Below are 16,939 nucleotides of genomic sequence, written 5' to 3'. Positions count from 1 at the left end.
GTGGATCGCGGCCACGACCGGCTTCGGTGAATTCTCGATCTCGGAAAGCACGTCGTTAAGGGCGGGCGGCTTCGGCGGCTTGCCGAATTCGGTGATGTCGGCGCCCGCGATGAAGGTGCGGCCGGCACAGGTCAGCACGATGCCCTTGATGGCGGGATCGGCGACCGCGGCCTTGATGCACTCCAGAATTCCGCCACGAACCGCGGCGCTCAGCGCGTTGACCGGAGGGCTGTCGACCGTGACGATCCCGACTTCGTCATGACGCTCAAGCTTGACCACTTCGCTCACGGTGTCCCTCCTTGGTGGGGTAACTTTGTTCAATTTCGCACTGCAGAATTTAATTCCGCATCTTGACGGCAGGGTTATTTTGAAGCACGTGGCTTGTCAACGACTCCGCGCAAGAAGCAGATCAGGGATGAAGCGTACAGGAAAGAAGACAGCGACCGATCGGAATTTCGTCGTCGCGCTTTCCCGCGGACTTGACGTATTGCGCGCATTCCAGCCCAGCGACGGACTTCTTGGCAATCAGGAAATCGCGGCCCGCACCAATTTGCCCAAGCCGACCGTTTCGCGGCTGACCTATACCTTGACCAAGCTCGGCTATCTGACGCCGGTTCCCCGCTTCGAGAAATATCAGCTTGCGCCGGCCGCGATGGCGCTCGGCTACGCCGCGTTGTCCAATCTCGGCGTTCGGCATTTGTCCGAGCCGTTTCGCGAGGAAATGATGCGTGCGACCGGCGGCGCCGTCGCCATCGGCGGCCGCGACCGGCACAGCATGATCTATTTCGGACAGAGCCGTGGCAGCGAGACGGTTGGCGTTCAACTGGACGTCGGCTCCCGCGTGCCGATTGCAACCAGCGCGATGGGCCGCGCCTATTTCTGGGCACTCGACGAAGACAATCGCGCTGAACTGTCTCGTGTCTTGCGCGAACATTACGGCAGCCGCTGGCCCAAGATGCGCGACGGGTTGGAACGCTCCGGCGAGACGGTCGCGAAATATGGATTTGCGATTTCGGTCGGCGACTGGCACGACGACATCGGCGCCGCCGGCGTCGCGCTCAGACTCAACGACGGAACCGGTCCTTACGCATTCAATTGCGGCGCGCCCGCATTCCGCTTCACGGAAGAGCGTTTGATCAACGACATTGGACCGCGTCTGCTTGCGATGGTAAGGAACATCGAAGCGGCACTCGGGGGTCTGATGCCGCATTCCAAAAAAGACGTCAGCAAAAAGCTGAAATCAGGAGGGAAAGTTGCGCGTGTGGCCGAGGGGATCAGATAGCCTTTGTCATCATCGGGAGCGGTTCACATCGCCCCTTCGCTCACTGAACACAGTGGGCGAGACGAGATGACGCAGGCACAGCTCGCGCAGGGGACATCGCCCCTGCTCGCGGTTCGCGACGTCAGCGTCGTGTTCGGCGGCATCGTCGCGCTCAATGGTGTGTCCTTTGACATGCACAAGGGCCAGATCCTCGGCTTGATCGGCCCTAACGGCGCCGGCAAGACCACGCTCTTCAACTGCCTCTCGCGGCTCTACCAGCCGTCGTCCGGCGACATCCTGATGGAGGGCGCGAGCATCCTGACGCGCCCGCCGCACCGGATCGCGGAGATCGGCATCGGCCGCACCTTCCAGAACGTGGCGCTGTTTCCGAATTTGTCGGTGATGGACAATGTCCGCGTCGGCACCCATGCCCGCACCTCCAGCGACATCATCAGCGACTCGCTGCGGCTGGCCTGGGTTCGCCGCAGCGAGAGCGACGTCAACAAGAAGGTGCACGAGATCCTCGCCTATCTCGACCTCGAGGACGTCGCCCACACCGTCGTGTCGGGCCTGCCGTTCGGCACGCAGAAGCGCGTCGAGCTGGCGCGCGCGCTCGCTGCCGATCCGAAGATCCTGCTGCTCGACGAGCCCGCCGGCGGCCTCAACCACGAGGAAGTCTACGTGCTCGGCGACCTCATCCGCCGCATCCGCGACGAACGCCACATGACCGTGCTGCTGGTCGAGCATCACATGGGCCTCGTGATGTCGATCGCCGACCACGTCGTCGCGCTGAATTTCGGCAAGAAGCTCGCGGAAGGCACGCCCGCCCAGGTGCAGGCGGATCCCGACGTCATCAAGGCCTATCTCGGGAGCAAGGACCAATGACGACGCTGCTCAACGTCAAGGACCTGCGCGCTTATTACGGCCAGGTCCAGGCCCTCCACGGTCTGTCCTTCTCGCTCAGCGAGGGATCGCTGACCACGTTGCTGGGGGCCAACGGCGCCGGCAAGACCACCACGCTGCGCGCGATCTGCAACATGGTGCGCTCAACCGGCGGCATCGAGTTCGACGGCAAGCCGCTGAACAACCGCTCCACCGAGAGCATCGTGCGGTTCGGCATCGCCCATGTGCCGCAGGGCCGCGGCACCTTCACCACCATGACGGTGGAGGAAAACCTCCAGCTCGGCGCGATCACCCGCAAGGACAGCGCCGGCATCGTCTCCGACATCGAGCGCATGTATGCGCATTTCCCGGTGCTGAAGCAGCGGCATACCCAACAGGCCGGCACGCTCTCGGGCGGCGAGCAGCAGATGCTGGCGGTCGCCCGCGCCCTGATGCTGCGGCCGCGGCTGATGCTGCTGGACGAGCCTTCGTTCGGCCTGGCGCCGCTGGTGGTGCGCGACCTGTTCGGCATCCTCGGCAAGATCAACCGCGAGGACAAGGTGTCGATCCTGGTGGTCGAGCAGAACGCCCAGCTCGCGCTGGAGCTCGCCGACCAGGCCTATGTGATCGAGACCGGGCGCATCGTGATGTCGGGCAACGCCAAGGACATCGCGAACAACGAAGAAATCCGCAAATCCTACCTGGGTTACTGAGGAGCCGGCACGATGGAGCTGTTCACCAACCAAGTGCTGGCCGGCATCGCCACGGGCGCGATCTACGCCTGCATGGCGCTCGCCGTGGTCATGATCTATCAGGCGATCGACCATCTCAACTTCGCCCAGGGTGAGATGGCGATGTTCTCGACCTTCATCTCCTGGCAGCTGATGCAATGGGGCATCCCATATTGGGCTGCCTTCGTGATCACGCTGGCATTGTCCTTTGTCGGCGGCATCGCGATCGAGCGCATCCTGTTCAAGCCGCTCGCCAAGGCGCCGGTGCTGACCAACGTCGCCGGCTTTATCGCGCTGTTCGCGATCATCAACTCCTCGGCCGGCCTGATCTGGGACTTCACCATTAAGCAGTATCCGACCCCGTTCGGCTCCTCGCCCTTCCTCGGCAGCCAGCTGATCTCGACCCACCAGGCCGGCATGATCGGCGTCACCGTGCTGCTGCTGCTCGGCCTCTACTTCTTCTTCCAGTACACCAAGATCGGCCTCGCCATGCGCGCGGCCGCCTCCGTGCCTGAATCGGCCCGACTGGTCGGCATCAACACGAGCTGGATGATCGCGCTCGGCTGGGGCATGGCGTCCGCGATCGGTGCGATCGCCGGCATGCTGATCGCACCGGTCGTGTTCCTCGAGCCCAATATGATGGGCGGCGTGCTGATCTACGGCTTCGCCGCGGCGGTGCTCGGCGGACTGACCAGCCCGTTCGGCGCCGTGGTCGGCGGCTTCCTGGTCGGCGTCTTCGAGAACCTCGCCGGCACCTACATTCCCGGCGTCGGCAACGAGCTGAAGCTTCCGATCGCGCTCGCGCTGATCATTTCCGTCCTGGTCGTCAAACCCGCTGGCCTGTTCGGCCGGCAAATCGTCAAGCGAGTTTGATCATGAGCGCTGCAGAAGACGTCGTCACGGAAGCCCCGGCCGTCGAGGCGGTTCCGAAGCGGGCGATGACGCTGGGCACGGGCACCTCTCTGTTGGTGCTGGCGGTGCTGTTGATCGTGCCGGTGTTCGTCAAGAACTTCATCATCTTCCAGATGACGATGCTCCTGATCTACGGGCTCGCGGTGCTGGCCTTGAACATCCTGACGGGCGGCTCCGGCCAGTTCTCGCTCGGCCAGAGCGCCTTCTACGCCGTGGGCGCTTATACGTCGGCGGTGCTGATGGAGTACTTCAACGTCAACTATGCGCTGACAATTCCGATTTCCGCCGCGGTCTGCTTCGCATTCGGCTACCTGTTCGGCAAGCCGGCGCTGCGGCTGTCGGGCGTCTATCTCGCGCTCGCGACCTTTGCGCTTGCCACCGCGATGCCGCAGCTGCTGAAGCTGAACTTCCTCGAGCACTGGACCGGCGGCGTGCAGGGCCTCGTCGTCACCAAGCCCGACGCGCCGTTCGGGCTGCCTATGTCGCAGGACACCTGGCTCTACTACTTCTCGCTCGCCGTCGTGCTCGCGATCTACATCTTCTCGGTCAACCTGCTGCGCTCCCGGTCGGGCCGCGCCTTCATGGCGATCCGCGACAACGAGATCGCGGCCTCCTCGATGGGCGTCAACGTCGCACTGTACAAGACGCTGGCCTTCGGCGTGTCCGCCGGCATCACCGGCGTTGCCGGCTCGCTTGGCGCCATCGCCGTGCAGTTCGTCGCGCCCGACAGCTACACGATCACGCTGGCGATCTCGCTGTTCCTCGGCATGGTCGTCGGTGGCGTCGGCTGGCTGCCCGGCTCGTTCGTCGGCGCCGCCTTCATCATTTTCGTGCCGAACATGGCGGAGGGCATCTCCAAGGGCCTCTCCGGCGCGGTGTTCGGCGTACTCCTGTTCGCCGTCATCTACCTCGTGCCGCACGGCGCGAGGCAGATTGCGATCATGGGCCAGCAACTCGTCGGCCGGCTCAGAAAGAACTGACAACCCGTTGATTAAGCTAAGGAGACCCGAATTGTTTTTTGAAAGAACACTGCGAACCGCTGCGCTGGTGACGGCAACGGCGGTCATCACTCTCACCTCCGGCGCCGCATTCGCCCAGAAAAAATATGACACCGGCGCGTCCGATACCGAGATCAAGATCGGCAACATCATGCCGTATAGCGGTCCGGCCTCGGCCTATGGCATCATCGGCAAGACCGAAGAAGCCTACTTCAAGATGATCAACGACAAGGGCGGCATCAACGGCCGCAAGATCAACTTCGTCACCTATGACGACGGCTATTCGCCGCCGAAGGCCGTCGAGCAGGTCCGCAAGCTGGTCGAGAGCGACGAGGTGATCGTCGTGTTCAACCCGCTCGGCACGCCCTCGAACAGCGCGATCCAGAAATACCTCAACGCCAAGAAGATCCCGCAGCTGTTCGTCGCCACCGGCGCCACCAAGTGGAATGACCCGAAGAACTTCCCCTGGACCATGGGCTGGCAGCCGTCCTACCAGAGCGAAGCGCAGATCTACGCGAAATGGCTGTTGAAGGAAAAGCCGGACGCCAAGATCGCGATCCTCTATCAGAACGACGATTTCGGCAAAGACTACCTCAAGGGCACCAAGGACGGCCTGGGCGCCAAGGGCGCGTCCATGATCATCATGGAAGAAAGCTACGAGGTGTCCGAACCCTCGATCGACGGTCACATCGTCAAGATCAAGGCGGCCAATCCCGACGTCCTGCTGATCTACGCGACGCCGAAGTTCGCGGCCCAGACCATCAAGAAGACCGCCGAGCTGAGCTGGAAGCCGCTGCAGATCCTCACCAACGTGTCGATCTCGGTCGGCAGCGTGATGAAGCCGGCCGGCTTCGAGGCCTCGCAGGGCGTGCTGTCGGCGGCCTATGCCAAGGACTCCACGGACCCGCAGTGGGCCAACGACCCCGGCATGAAGAAGTGGAACGAGTTCGTCGACAAGTACATGCCGGGTGCCGACAAGTCCGACACCAGCATGGTCTACGGCTACGGCGCGGCGTCGACGCTGGCCAAGGTCCTGGAGATGTGCGGCGACGATCTGACCCGGGCCAACATCATGAAGCAGGCGGCCTCGTTGAAGGATTTCGCACCGGATACCCTGCTGCCCGGCGTCAAGATCAACACCAGCCCAACCGACTTCGCCCCGATCGCCCAGCTCCAGATGCAGCGTTTCAAGGGCGAGAAGTGGGAACTCTTCGGCGAGATCATCAGCGGCGACATCGCCACGGAGTGACGCTCTGACGCTATAGTCCGACACATCGAGAAGCCCCCGCGAACGAATCGCGGGGGCTTTTTGTTGACGTCCCGCATCAATCTTGTTCAATGCGGCGGCGATCCGTTCCGGGTGGAGAAAGATGACTGCCGTTCGATTTCAGGTTGCGGGCGTTCTGGCCGCATTCGCGTTGTGCACTGCGATGAGCGGCCCGGTCCTGGCGCAGAAGAAATACGACAGCGGCGCTTCCGATACCGAGATCAAAATCGGCAACATCATGCCCTATAGCGGCCCGGCCTCCGCCTATGCGGCGATCGGCAAGGCCGAGGAAGCCTATTTCAACAAGATCAATGCCGAGGGCGGCATCGGCGGCCGCAAGATCAAGTTCATCTCCTACGACGACGGCTATTCGCCGCCGAAGACGGTGGAGCAGGCCCGCAAGCTGGTCGAGAGCGACGGGGTGCTGCTGATCTTCGGCTCGCTCGGCACCTCCACCAACGGCGCCATCCGCAAATACATGAACGAGAAGAAGGTGCCGCAATTGTTCGTGGCGAGCGGCGCTTCGAAGTGGAACGATCCGAAGCAATATCCCTGGACCATGGGCTGGCAGCCGAGCTACGCCAGCGAGGCGCGCATCTACGCCAAATACATCATGAAGGAGAAGCCGGACGGCAAGATCGGCGTGCTCTATCAGAACGACGATTTCGGCAAGGACTACCTGAAAGGGCTGAAGGATGGCCTTGGACCCAAGGCCTCGATGATCGTGCTGGAAGACGGTTACGACACGTCGGAGCCGGCAATCGACGAGCACGTTGTGAAATTGAAGGCCTCCGGCGCCGACATTTTCGTCAGCATCACCACCCCGAAATTTGCAGCGCAGGCGATCAAGAAGGCGGCCGAGATCGGCTGGCATCCGGTCCACATCATCTCCAACGTCTCGGCCTCGGTCGGCGGCGTACTCGAGCCGGCGGGGCTCGAGATCTCGCAAGGGATCCTGTCGGCGAGCTACACCAAGGACGCCTCCGACCCGCAATGGAATGCCGATGACGGCATGAAGAAATTCTACAACTTCCTCGCCAAATACGATCCCAAGGCCAACAAGCTCGATGCCGGCGTGGTGTTCGGCTATGCCGCCGCGCAGACCATGGTGAAGGTGCTGCAAATGTGCGGTGACGAGCTCACCCGCGACAACGTCATGAAGCAGGCCGCCTCCTTGAAGGATTTCCAGCCCGACACGCTGTTGCCAGGCATCAAGATCAACACCGCAGCCGACGATTTCGCCCCGATCGAGCAGCTCCAGATGATGCGCTTCAAGGGCAAGAAGTGGGAGCTGTTCGGGGACGTGATCTCGAGCGAGCTCGACCACTGAAGCCGCGCAACTCAAACTCGCTCCTGATCGGTTCATCAACTCAAGCGGATGCCTCTTCTCGCAGTCGCACACGAGCGCGCGGCCGCCCCTGACTACTAAAGAAGCAGCCCCCGCGACCCCGCCGCAGGGGCTTTCTGTTGTAGGCATCAGGTAAATCGTATTGAATTGCGGCTGCGTCACCAAAAACAGGCAACACAAGAAAAGGGACGCACACACACCAAGAAAATAGGGAGATAGGAATGCCCGCTGTCACCGGCAAACTTGCGGCCGCGTCACTGGCGCTCGCGCTCATTGCGGCCTCGGCCTCCACTGCATCGGCCCAGAAGAAATACGACACCGGCGCGACCGATACCGAGATCAAGGTCGGCAACATCATGCCTTACAGCGGACCGGCCTCCGCCTACGGCATCATCGGACGGACCGAAGCCGCCTATTTCAAGAAGATCAACGACGAAGGCGGCATCAACGGTCGCAAGATCAACTTCATCAGCTACGACGACGCCTACTCGCCGCCGAAAACGGTGGAGCAGGCGCGCAAGCTGGTCGAGAGCGACGAGGTGCTGTTCATCTTCAACTCGCTCGGCACGCCGCCGAACTCGGCGATCCACAAATACATGAACTCGAAGAAGGTGCCGCAGCTCTTCGTCGCCACCGGCGCCACCAAGTGGAACGATCCGCAGAACTTCCCCTGGACCATGGGGTGGCAGCCCAACTACCAGAGCGAGACGCAGATCTACGCGAAGTGGCTGCTGAAGAACAAGCCCGACGCCAAGATCGCCGTGCTGTTCCAGAACGATGATTACGGCAAGGATTATCTCAAGGGCCTGAAGGACGGCCTCGGCGCCAAAGCCGCGTCGATGATCGTCGTGGAGGAGAGCTACGAGACCTCCGAACCGACCATCGACAACCACATCGTCAAGCTGAAGTCGACCGGCGCCGACGTCTTCATGAACATCACGACGCCGAAATTCGCAGCCCAGGCGATCAAGAAGAACGCCGAGATCGGCTGGAAGCCGCTGCACTTCCTCAACAACGTCTCTGCCTCCGTCGGCAGCGTGATGAAGCCTGCCGGCTTCGAGAACGGCCAGGACATCATCTCGGCCGATTATCTGAAGGACGTATCGGATCCGCAGTGGGCCAATGATGCCGGCATGAAGGACTTTCTCGCCTTCATGACCAAATACTTCCCCGAGGGCGACAAGCTCGATAAGGGCACGATCGTCGGCTATGCCGTGGCCCAGACCCTGGTTCAGGTCTTGAAGCAGTGCGGTGACGATCTCACGCGCGAGAACGTCATGAAGCAAGCGGCGAATCTGAAGGACTTCCGCACCGAGGCCCTGCTGCCGGGCGTGAAGATCAACACCTCGCCGACCGATTTCGCGCCGATCAGCCAGCTTCAACTCGAGAAGTTCAAAGGCGAGAAGTTTGAGCTGTTCGGAGACGTGATCAGCGCCGACGTCGGCGGTTAGCCCCATCAAGGACGCGACGACGGAAACCCCCTGCGAACCATCGCAGGGGGTTTTTGCTTGCGCGGCGATTATGATCACGCGATTGCACAATCGAATGATGGCAAAGCCGGCTTACGCTTTGGCGCATGATGCGGTAGGCAGGTGAGCGGCGCGTTCGCCGCCAGTCTTTCCTGTCCGCTCAAGGCCCTTCGTCATGACCGACCGACGCCCCCTGCTCCGCGCGCTCTACGACGCCGCCGTTGCCGCCGCTCATCCGAGCACAATTCTGGCGCCGCACCTGCGGCCCGCGCCAAAGGGACGCGTGATCTGTCTCGCCGCCGGCAAGGGCGCGGCCGCGATGGCCGCCGCCGCCGAGCGGCATTATCTCGACACGCTCGGGCTCGCACCGGAACGCCTCGTCGGCATCGCCACCACGCGTCACGGCTACGGCGTGCCGACGCGCCGCATCCGCGTGGTCGAGGCCGGTCATCCCGTGCCCGACGAAGCCGGCCTGAAGGGCGCGGCCGACACGCTGGCGCTCGCGGCCGAGGCCGGGCCGGACGATCTGCTCTTGGTGCTGCTCACCGGCGGCGGCTCGGCGAACTGGATCGCGCCCGTCAACGGCATCAGCTTCGGGCAGAAGCAGGCGGTCAACAAGGCGCTGCTCCGCTCCGGCGCGCCGATCGGCGAGATGAATGTCGTGCGCAAGCATCTGTCGCGGATCAAGGGCGGGCGGCTGGCGCGCGCCGGCAAAAATGCCGCCGAGATCGTGACGCTTGCGATTTCCGACGTGCCGCATGACGATCCCTCCGCAATCGCCTCCGGTCCGACCGTGCCCGATCCGACCACGCTCAATGATGCGCGCGCCATCGTCGCCAGGTACAAGCTCGACATCGACGATGCCGTCCGCCGCGCGCTGGACGACCCCGCCAACGAGAGCTGCAAGCCCGGTGATGCCGCCTTCGCGCGCGCGCATTTCGAATTGATCGCACGTCCGAAGCAATCGCTCGACGCTGCGGTCAAACTCGCGCATGAGGCCGGTTACGAGACGATCGATCTCGGCGCCGACCTCGAAGGGGAGGCCCGCGACGTTGCCGCCGATCACGCCAGGCTGGCGCTTCAGGCCCGCGCGCAGGGCAAGCGTGTCGCGATCCTCTCCGGCGGCGAGCTCACGGTCACCGTGCGCGGCAATGGCCGCGGCGGCCCGAACCAGGAATACGCGCTGGCGCTCGCCGGCCTCTTGAAGGACACGCCTGACATCTCCGCGCTCGCCGGCGACACCGACGGCGCCGATGGCGGTGCCGGCAATCCCACTGATCCCGCCGGCGCGCTGATCGACGCGGCGACGTTCGCGAAGATGGCGGCGCAGCGGCTGCAGCCGCAGGCCTATCTCGACAACAACGACGCGACCACGTTCTTCGAGGCGACGGGCGACCTGTTGCTGCCGGGGCCCACGCTGACCAATGTGAACGACATCAGGGTAATCCTGGTCGACTGACACGGTGGCATCGCCATCCCGCCGGCGCCCCGCGCGGTTCGGCGGACGACATGGTTAACGATCTCTGAATTCTCGTCGGTGTCCTCTTTTCCAGGGGGCGAGCATCGCCGCCCTTAACCTCGCGTTCGCCGCAGTTTCAGGAACATGTCCCGAAATTGGGCGAATTGTCGGGCTGATCTACCGCGAGATGTACGCGCTCTCGCCCGACCAGGTGCACCCGGGCACGCCGATCAAGGACCTGATCGAGCATCGGCTCAAACTGGGCCTGAGCATCGGCGGAGAAGCCGGCGCCTATGTCCGTGCCCGCACCGAGGGTTCGGTCGTCAGTGAGCAGACGGTCCAGCAATTCGCCGACGGACGAATCATCGCCTACACCATTCATCCCCTGCCCGACGGCGGCGGCATGGCGACGCACGAGGACATTACAGAGCGCGAAGAGCTCAGTCGGCGGTTGCAGGAGCGCAATTTTCAGTTCGACATCGCGATCAACAACATGTCGCACGGACTCTGCTTCTTCAGCGCCGACCATCGGCTGGTGGTCTGCAACACGCACTTTATCGAGATGTACGGCCTGCCGCCCGACCGCGTTCGTCCGGGCACGCCGCTCCAGGAGATCCTCGACCTACGCTACGAGGTCGGCAGCGTGCCGGCGATGACGCGGGAGGAATACGCCAAATGGCGGACCGATGTCGCCATGTCAGCCGAGGCCATGGACAGCATCGTCGAGATGCAGAACGGGCGAACCTTCAGATCAGGCACCGACCGATGCCCGATCTCAGGTGGGTCGCGACCCACGAAGACATCACCGAGCAGCGCAAGGCGGAATTGCAGATCGCGCATATGGCGCACTACGACGCGCTGACGGACCTCGCCAATCGCGCCCTGCTCGGTCAGCGCCTCAAGCAGGCGCTCGAACAGGGCGGGATGTTCGCGATCCACCACGTCGATCTCGACAAGTTCAAGGCCGTCAACGACACCCTGGGCCACCAGGCCGGCGACATCCTGCTGCAGGATGTCAGCCGCCGCCTCAAGCAGCTCGCGCGCGACAGCGATACGGTCGCGCGCATGGGTGGCGATGAATTCGTGATCCTCCAGACGCCGATTTCCGATTCGAGCGAGGCGGACCTGCTGGCGCGCGACGTTGTCAGGACGCTGAGTGCTCCGTTCGGGCTCGACGGACACCAGACCATTGCGGGCGCGAGCATCGGGATCGCGATTGCGCCTGGCGACGGCTCGACGCCCGAGCAACTCCTGCACAATGCCGATCTGGCCCTGTATCGCGCGAAAAGCGACGGCCGCGGCATGCACTGCTTCTTCGAACCGGCCATGGGCGAAGAAGCGCAAAGCCGTCGCGGGCTGGAGCAGGACCTGCGCAACGGCCTTGCCGCCGGCCAGTTCGAACTGCACTACCAGCCGGTCGTGAAGACCGACGGCGGCGAGATCAGCGGCTTCGAAGCCTTGATCCGCTGGCGACATCCCCGGCGCGGACTGGTCGCGCCCAACAGCTTTATCCCGCTTGCGGAAGAGATCGGCCTGATCGTGCCGATCGGCGAATGGGTGATCCGGCAGGCCTGTGGCACTGCAAGCCGATGGCCGGACCATCTGCACGTCGCCGTCAACATCTCGGCGGTGCAATTCCGCCAGCCGGGCCTGACGGAGGTGATCGTCGGCGCGCTGGCGGCCTCCGGCCTCGATCCGCGGCGGCTGGAGATCGAGATCACGGAAAGCGTGTTTCTGCAGGACAGGAACGGAACGCTGACGACGCTGCACCAGCTCCGGGCGCTGGGCATCAAGGTCGCCATGGACGATTTCGGCACCGGCTATTCGTCACTGACCTATCTGCAATGCTTCCCCTTCGACAAGATCAAGATCGACCGGTCTTTCGTCAGCGGCGTGGAAAACAATGCGGCATCCCTCAGCATCGTGCGGGCGGTGGCGGCACTGGCGCGCGGGATGGGCATGACGACGACGGCGGAGGGGGTGGAGAGCGAGGAGCAACGGGACCGGATCGCAGCGGAGGGCTGCACGGAAATGCAGGGCTATTTGTTCAGCCCTCCGTTGCCCGCCGAGGAAATCGAGCGCCATTTCCTGTCCGCGAAAACACCTGCCATGCCCGACCGGTTCGCTCTGCGGCATAACCGCCGCCAGCCCGCCCGCGCTTCCGGGTTTGATGCCCGGTCGCCGGGCAATCAACCGTCAAAACTCGTTGGCGATCTTCGAGAGCATCCCGAGCAGGGCTTCGCGGTTGGACGGCCCGAGCAGCTCGTTCAGCCGGGCCTCGTGCTTGGTGGCGACGAGCTTCTTGGCGCGGGCCAGCACGGCCTTGCCCTTGTCGGTCAGCACCAAGATGTGCGAGCGGCGGTCGTTGGTGGAGCGGATCCGCGCGCAAAGGTCGCGGCTCTCGAGATTGTCGAGCATCGCCACGAAATTCGGGCGCAGGATGCCGAGGGTGGAGGCGATCTCGGTCTGGTTACGGCCGGGGTTTTTCTCGACCAGCAGCAGCACGGAGAACTGCGCCGGCGTGAGCTGGAGCGAGGCCATGCAGCGCAGGAAGTTCTCGAACACCTTGAGCTGTGCCCGCTTCAGGACATAGCCGAGCTGCTCCGAGAGCTCGCCGAGCTGGAGGGCTTCACCAGGCCCGTCGGCCGCGTCCTTGCGGCCCTTGGCGGTCTCGGCGGGTTTTTCAGAGGACTTTTCAGCGGTTTTGGAAACGGTCATCGCCTCATGCTCGCAATCCCGTTAAGTTCGGGAGGATCGTTCGCCACCCTTGATGTTATATTTGATAATTGTTATGGACCATATCAAATATCGTCAGCGCTGTTCAATGGCTGTGAGCGGACCGTCCACCACAATCAGGGGACCGGTCCTGAATCTTTGAGGGGGAGCGTCCGGTCTTGAATACCACCATCATGCTGTTCCTGCTGCAGGACGGCATCACCAATGGCGCGATCTATGCGCTGCTCGGCCTGGCGCTGGTGCTGGTGTTCGCCGTCACCCGCGTCATCCTCATTCCCCAAGGCGAATTCGTCACCTATGGCGCGCTGACCTATGCCTCGCTGGCCGCGGGCCAGATGCCGGGTACGGCGAAACTCGCGCTCGCCCTGGGCATTGGCGCCTTCGCGTTCGACCTGTTCGCCGCGCGCAAGGCGCTGCACGGACGCCTGATCCTGCGCAGCGTCATCACCAATATCGTGCTGCCGGCCATCGTGCTGGCGCTGACCGTCTACTACGCCGCTCAGAAGCCGCCGGTTGCGGTCTGCATCGCACTGTCGCTGGTGATCGTGGCGATGATCGGCCTGTTTCTCTACCGCATCGCATTCCAGCCGCTGGCGCACACCTCCGTGCTGGTGCTGTTGATCGCCTCGGTGGGCGTTCACCTCGCGCTTCAGGGTTTGGGCCTTTTGTTCTTCGGCGCCGAAGGCCAGCGCGGACCTGCCGTGCTGTCCGGCTCCTTCACCAGCGGTGCGCTGCGCTTCACCGGCCAGAGCATCACGGTCTATGGCATTACCATCGCCTTCATCGTCGGGCTGTGGCTGTTCTTTGGGTTGACACTTTACGGCAAGGCGCTGCGCGCGACCGCTGTGAACCGGCTCGGTGCCCGGCTCGTCGGCATCCGCACCACGCTATCCGGTCAGATCGCCTTCCTGCTGGCGTCCGTCATCGGCGCACTGTCGGGCATCATGATCGTGCCTATCACGACGCTGTATTACGACTCGGGCTTCCTGATCGGCCTGAAGGGCTTTGTCGCCGCGATCATCGGCGGGCTTGTCAGCTACCCCCTCACCGCCGTCGCGGCGCTAGTCGTCGGCATCGTCGAGGCGTTCTCGTCCTTCTATGCCTCCAACTACAAGGAGGTGATCGTTTTCATGCTCTTGATTCCCGTGCTGCTGCTGCGCTCGCTCGCGGCGCCTGCGGTCGAGGAAGAGAAGGACTGACGCCAAGATGCAGAGCCGGCTCCCCATCCTCATCTTCGCGCTGATCATGGCGGCGATCCCGTTTGTTCCGGGCATGCCCCCATTCTGGATCGTGCTGCTCGACAATATCGGCCTCGCGGCCCTGGTCGCGATGGGCCTCGTGCTGCTGACCGGCGTCGGCGGCCTGACCTCGTTTGGACAAGCGGCCTTCGTCGGCTTCGGCGCCTACACCACCGCGGTGCTGTCGACAACCTACGGCATGTCGCCCTGGCTGACGCTACCACTGTCGCTGCTGGTCAGCGGATTGCTGGCGGTGCTGCTCGGCCTCGTCACCGTCCGTCTCTCCGGCCATTATCTGCCGCTCGGCACGCTCGCCTGGGGACTCGGCTTGTTCTATCTCTTCAGCAAGCTGGAATTTTTGGGAAGAAACGACGGCATCTCGGCGATCCCGCCGCTGTCGATCGGCTCGTTCAAAATGCTCTCGCCCGGCTCGATCTACTACGCGATCTGGGTTGCCGTGATCCTCTCGGCGTTGCTCACGATGAACCTGCTGGACTCCCGCACCGGCCGCGCCATCCGCGCGCTCCGGCGCGGCCATGTCGCGGCCGAGGCGTTCGGCGTGCACACCCCGCGGGCGAAAATGCTGGTGTTCATCCATGCCGCCGTGCTCGCCGGCCTCTCCGGCTGGCTCTACGCCCATCTTCAGCGCGCGGTGAACCCGACGCCGTTCGGCGCGCAGGCGGGCATCGAGTATCTCTTCATCGCCGTGGTCGGCGGCGCCGGCTATGTCTGGGGCGGCGTCCTGGGCGCGGCGCTGGTCGTGGTCCTGAAGGAAGTGCTGCAGAGCTACCTGCCGTTGATCCTGCCCGGCTCGGGCCAGGTCGAGACCATCGTGTTCGGCATCATGCTGGTGGCGTTGCTCCAGCTCGCACCCGGCGGCGTCTGGCCCTGGCTGATGTCGTTCCTGCCCCAGCGTACCAGTGGCAAGAAGCCAGACACTTCGCTGAAACTGGAGCAGCGCACCCGCTCGCCCGGCCAATCCAGCGTCCTGCTCCAGGTCGAGAAGGCGCGGAAACAATTTGGCGGCGTGGTCGCGGTGAACAACGTCTCCTTCGACGTCCAGGCTCGCGAGATCGTCGCGCTGATCGGCCCCAACGGCGCCGGCAAGAGCACCACCTTCAACCTGATCACCGGCGTGCTGTCGGCCAGCTCGGGCTCGATCTCCGTGCTCGGCAACAAGGTCGACAGGGCGCCGCCGCAGGAGATCGTCAAGCTCGGCATCTCCCGCACCTTCCAGCACGTCAAGCTGGTGCCTGATATGACCGTGCTGGAAAACGTCGCGATCGGTGCCCATCTGCGCGGCCATTCGGGGCCGATCTCCTCGATGCTGCGGCTCGACCGCACTGATGAGGCAAAGCTGCTCGCCGAAGCCACCCGCCAGATCGAGCGGGTCGGACTTGGCGAGCAGATGCATCAGCTCGCAGGCTCGCTCTCACTGGGACAGCAACGGATCGTCGAGATCGCCCGTGCGTTGTGCGTCGATCCGATGCTGCTGCTGCTCGACGAGCCGGCCGCCGGCCTGCGCCACATGGAGAAGGAGCGGCTCGCGACGCTGCTGCGCGAGCTGCGCGACGGCGGCATGAGCGTCCTGCTGGTCGAGCACGACATGGGCTTCGTCATGAACCTCGCCGACCGCATCGTGGTGCTCGATTTCGGCACCAAGATCGCGGAAGGAACGCCGGCCACGATCAAGACCAATCCCGAAGTGATCAAGGCCTATCTCGGAGTGGCGGCATGAGCGCGCTGTTGTCCGTCGCCAACGCCCATGTCGCCTATGGCAAGGTCGAGGCCGTGCGCTCGGTCTCGCTCGAAGTCGGCCAGAACCAGATCGTCACCATCGTCGGCGCCAACGGTGCCGGCAAGACCACGCTGCTCTCCGCCATCATCGGCATTTTGCCGCTGAAAGGGCGCGTTTCATTCGCAGGTCAGGACCTGTCGCGGCTCGACATCGAGGACCGCGTCGCCATGGGGCTTGGCCTCGTTCCCGAGCACCGCGAATTGTTCGTGACCATGAATGTCGAGGACAATCTCGAGTTAGGGGCCTTCCGCATCGAGAGAAGCAAGGCGAAAGCCTCGATGGAGCGGGTCTACACGCTGTTTCCGCGGCTCAAGGAGCGGCGCAAGCAGCTCGCCGGCACGCTCTCCGGCGGCGAGCAGCAGATGCTCGCAATGGGCCGCGCACTGATGGGCGAGCCCAAGCTCCTGATGCTGGACGAGCCGAGCCTCGGCCTCGCCCCGATCATCGTCGCCGACATTTTCCGCATCGTCACCGAACTGCGCGCCGCCGGCGTCTCCGTGCTGCTGGTCGAGCAGAACGCGCAGGCGGCATTGAAGATCGCGGATCAGGCCTATGTCATGGAGCTCGGCGAGTTCGTGCTCAGCGGCAAGGCCAGCGACATCGCGGCGAATGAGCGCGTGGCGGCGAGCTATCTCGGCTTCCAGCACGAAGGGGCGAGTGTGTTGTAACTTCGAGACGCGCTTCCTCAAACTCATCTGTCATCGTCCGCCTAGTGCGCAATTGCGCACAGGGGCGGACGATCCAGTATTCCAGAGACCTGTGCTTGAACCGAGGCGCCGCGGCGTACTGGATGCCCCGCCTTCGCGGGGCATGACATCGGAGGATTCAGGGAGAGACGAA

The 16,939-nt window shown here is 63.6% G+C and carries 15 protein-coding genes and 1 pseudogene; 14 read left to right on the top strand and 2 right to left on the bottom strand.

All coding sequences use genetic code 11. The features are described 5' to 3' along the window. Positions 1 to 288: enoyl-CoA hydratase/isomerase family protein (locus IVB36_RS04880; RefSeq protein WP_247390780.1), on the bottom strand; the 288-nt coding region annotated here is incomplete at its 3' end. A gap of 127 nt (positions 289 to 415) precedes the next feature. On the opposite strand from IVB36_RS04880, the gene IVB36_RS04875 reads away from it, so the two are divergent. The 11 genes and pseudogenes from IVB36_RS04875 to IVB36_RS04825 all read left to right on the top strand — a co-directional run. Continuing rightward, positions 416 to 1,282 carry an IclR family transcriptional regulator gene (locus IVB36_RS04875; protein WP_018458483.1) on the top strand — a complete coding sequence of 289 codons (867 nt, stop codon included), beginning with the start codon at positions 416 to 418 and terminating at the stop codon, positions 1,280 to 1,282. A 66-nt stretch (positions 1,283 to 1,348) separates the two neighbouring features. Further along, positions 1,349 to 2,146, top strand: a complete 798-nt coding sequence (locus IVB36_RS04870; RefSeq protein WP_007599710.1) for an ABC transporter ATP-binding protein — start codon at positions 1,349 to 1,351, stop codon at positions 2,144 to 2,146. Then, positions 2,143 to 2,856, top strand: coding sequence for an ABC transporter ATP-binding protein (locus IVB36_RS04865; protein ID WP_007599709.1), 714 nt, complete (start codon positions 2,143 to 2,145; stop codon positions 2,854 to 2,856). Before IVB36_RS04870 ends, IVB36_RS04865 begins: the two co-directional genes overlap by 4 nt. 12 nt (positions 2,857 to 2,868) lie before the next feature. Then, positions 2,869 to 3,747 (top strand): branched-chain amino acid ABC transporter permease, encoded by an 879-nt coding sequence (locus IVB36_RS04860; RefSeq protein WP_007599708.1) that lies wholly within the window; start codon positions 2,869 to 2,871, stop codon positions 3,745 to 3,747. A 2-nt stretch (positions 3,748 to 3,749) separates the two neighbouring features. After that, complete coding sequence (locus tag IVB36_RS04855) at positions 3,750 to 4,766, top strand: branched-chain amino acid ABC transporter permease (RefSeq protein ID WP_026233593.1); 1,017 nt, start codon at positions 3,750 to 3,752, stop codon at positions 4,764 to 4,766. A gap of 31 nt (positions 4,767 to 4,797) precedes the next feature. Continuing rightward, a complete protein-coding gene (locus tag IVB36_RS04850; protein WP_026233592.1) occupies positions 4,798 to 6,033 on the top strand; it encodes an ABC transporter substrate-binding protein in 1,236 nt (411 codons plus the stop codon). 121 nt (positions 6,034 to 6,154) lie between these two features. Further along, positions 6,155 to 7,381 carry an ABC transporter substrate-binding protein gene (locus tag IVB36_RS04845; protein ID WP_247390777.1) on the top strand — a complete coding sequence of 409 codons (1,227 nt, stop codon included), beginning with the start codon at positions 6,155 to 6,157 and terminating at the stop codon, positions 7,379 to 7,381. Between the two features lie 239 nt (positions 7,382 to 7,620). Then, positions 7,621 to 8,850: an ABC transporter substrate-binding protein gene (locus tag IVB36_RS04840; RefSeq protein WP_018458479.1), complete on the top strand. Its 1,230-nt coding sequence runs from the start codon at positions 7,621 to 7,623 to the stop codon at positions 8,848 to 8,850. A gap of 193 nt (positions 8,851 to 9,043) precedes the next feature. Further along, positions 9,044 to 10,327, top strand: coding sequence for a glycerate kinase (locus IVB36_RS04835; protein ID WP_018458478.1), 1,284 nt, complete (start codon positions 9,044 to 9,046; stop codon positions 10,325 to 10,327). 187 nt (positions 10,328 to 10,514) lie between these two features. Next, positions 10,515 to 11,189, top strand: coding sequence for a PAS-domain containing protein (locus tag IVB36_RS04830; RefSeq protein WP_026233591.1), 675 nt, complete (start codon positions 10,515 to 10,517; stop codon positions 11,187 to 11,189). Then, positions 11,093 to 12,325, top strand: a pseudogene (locus IVB36_RS04825) (EAL domain-containing protein); the annotation flags it as partial. The gene IVB36_RS04830 and the pseudogene IVB36_RS04825, both read left to right, overlap by 97 nt. A 198-nt stretch (positions 12,326 to 12,523) precedes the next feature. Here IVB36_RS04825 and IVB36_RS04820 read toward each other — a convergent pair. After that, a complete protein-coding gene (locus tag IVB36_RS04820) occupies positions 12,524 to 13,045 on the bottom strand; it encodes a MarR family transcriptional regulator (RefSeq protein WP_007605305.1) in 522 nt (173 codons plus the stop codon). A 176-nt stretch (positions 13,046 to 13,221) separates the two neighbouring features. Between IVB36_RS04820 and IVB36_RS04815 the strand changes: the two genes are divergently transcribed. Genes IVB36_RS04815 through IVB36_RS04805 form a run of 3 tightly spaced genes read left to right on the top strand, consistent with a single transcriptional unit; the run spans position 13,222 to position 16,767 of the window. Beyond that, complete coding sequence (locus tag IVB36_RS04815) at positions 13,222 to 14,262, top strand: branched-chain amino acid ABC transporter permease (RefSeq protein WP_026233590.1); 1,041 nt, start codon at positions 13,222 to 13,224, stop codon at positions 14,260 to 14,262. A gap of 7 nt (positions 14,263 to 14,269) precedes the next feature. After that, on the top strand, positions 14,270 to 16,039 hold the full coding sequence (locus IVB36_RS04810) for a branched-chain amino acid ABC transporter ATP-binding protein/permease (protein WP_018458476.1): 1,770 nt from the start codon (positions 14,270 to 14,272) through the stop codon (positions 16,037 to 16,039). Next, on the top strand, positions 16,036 to 16,767 hold the full coding sequence (locus tag IVB36_RS04805) for an ABC transporter ATP-binding protein (protein WP_018458475.1): 732 nt from the start codon (positions 16,036 to 16,038) through the stop codon (positions 16,765 to 16,767). Before IVB36_RS04810 ends, IVB36_RS04805 begins: the two co-directional genes overlap by 4 nt. The last annotated feature ends 172 nt before the right edge of the window (positions 16,768 to 16,939 follow it).

This window comes from Bradyrhizobium sp. 35, assembly GCF_023073215.1.
Taxonomy (GTDB): domain Bacteria; phylum Pseudomonadota; class Alphaproteobacteria; order Rhizobiales; family Xanthobacteraceae; genus Bradyrhizobium; species Bradyrhizobium canariense_D.
Note: the sequence above shows the minus strand (reverse complement) of the source record. Positions and strands in the feature narration are given on the sequence as shown.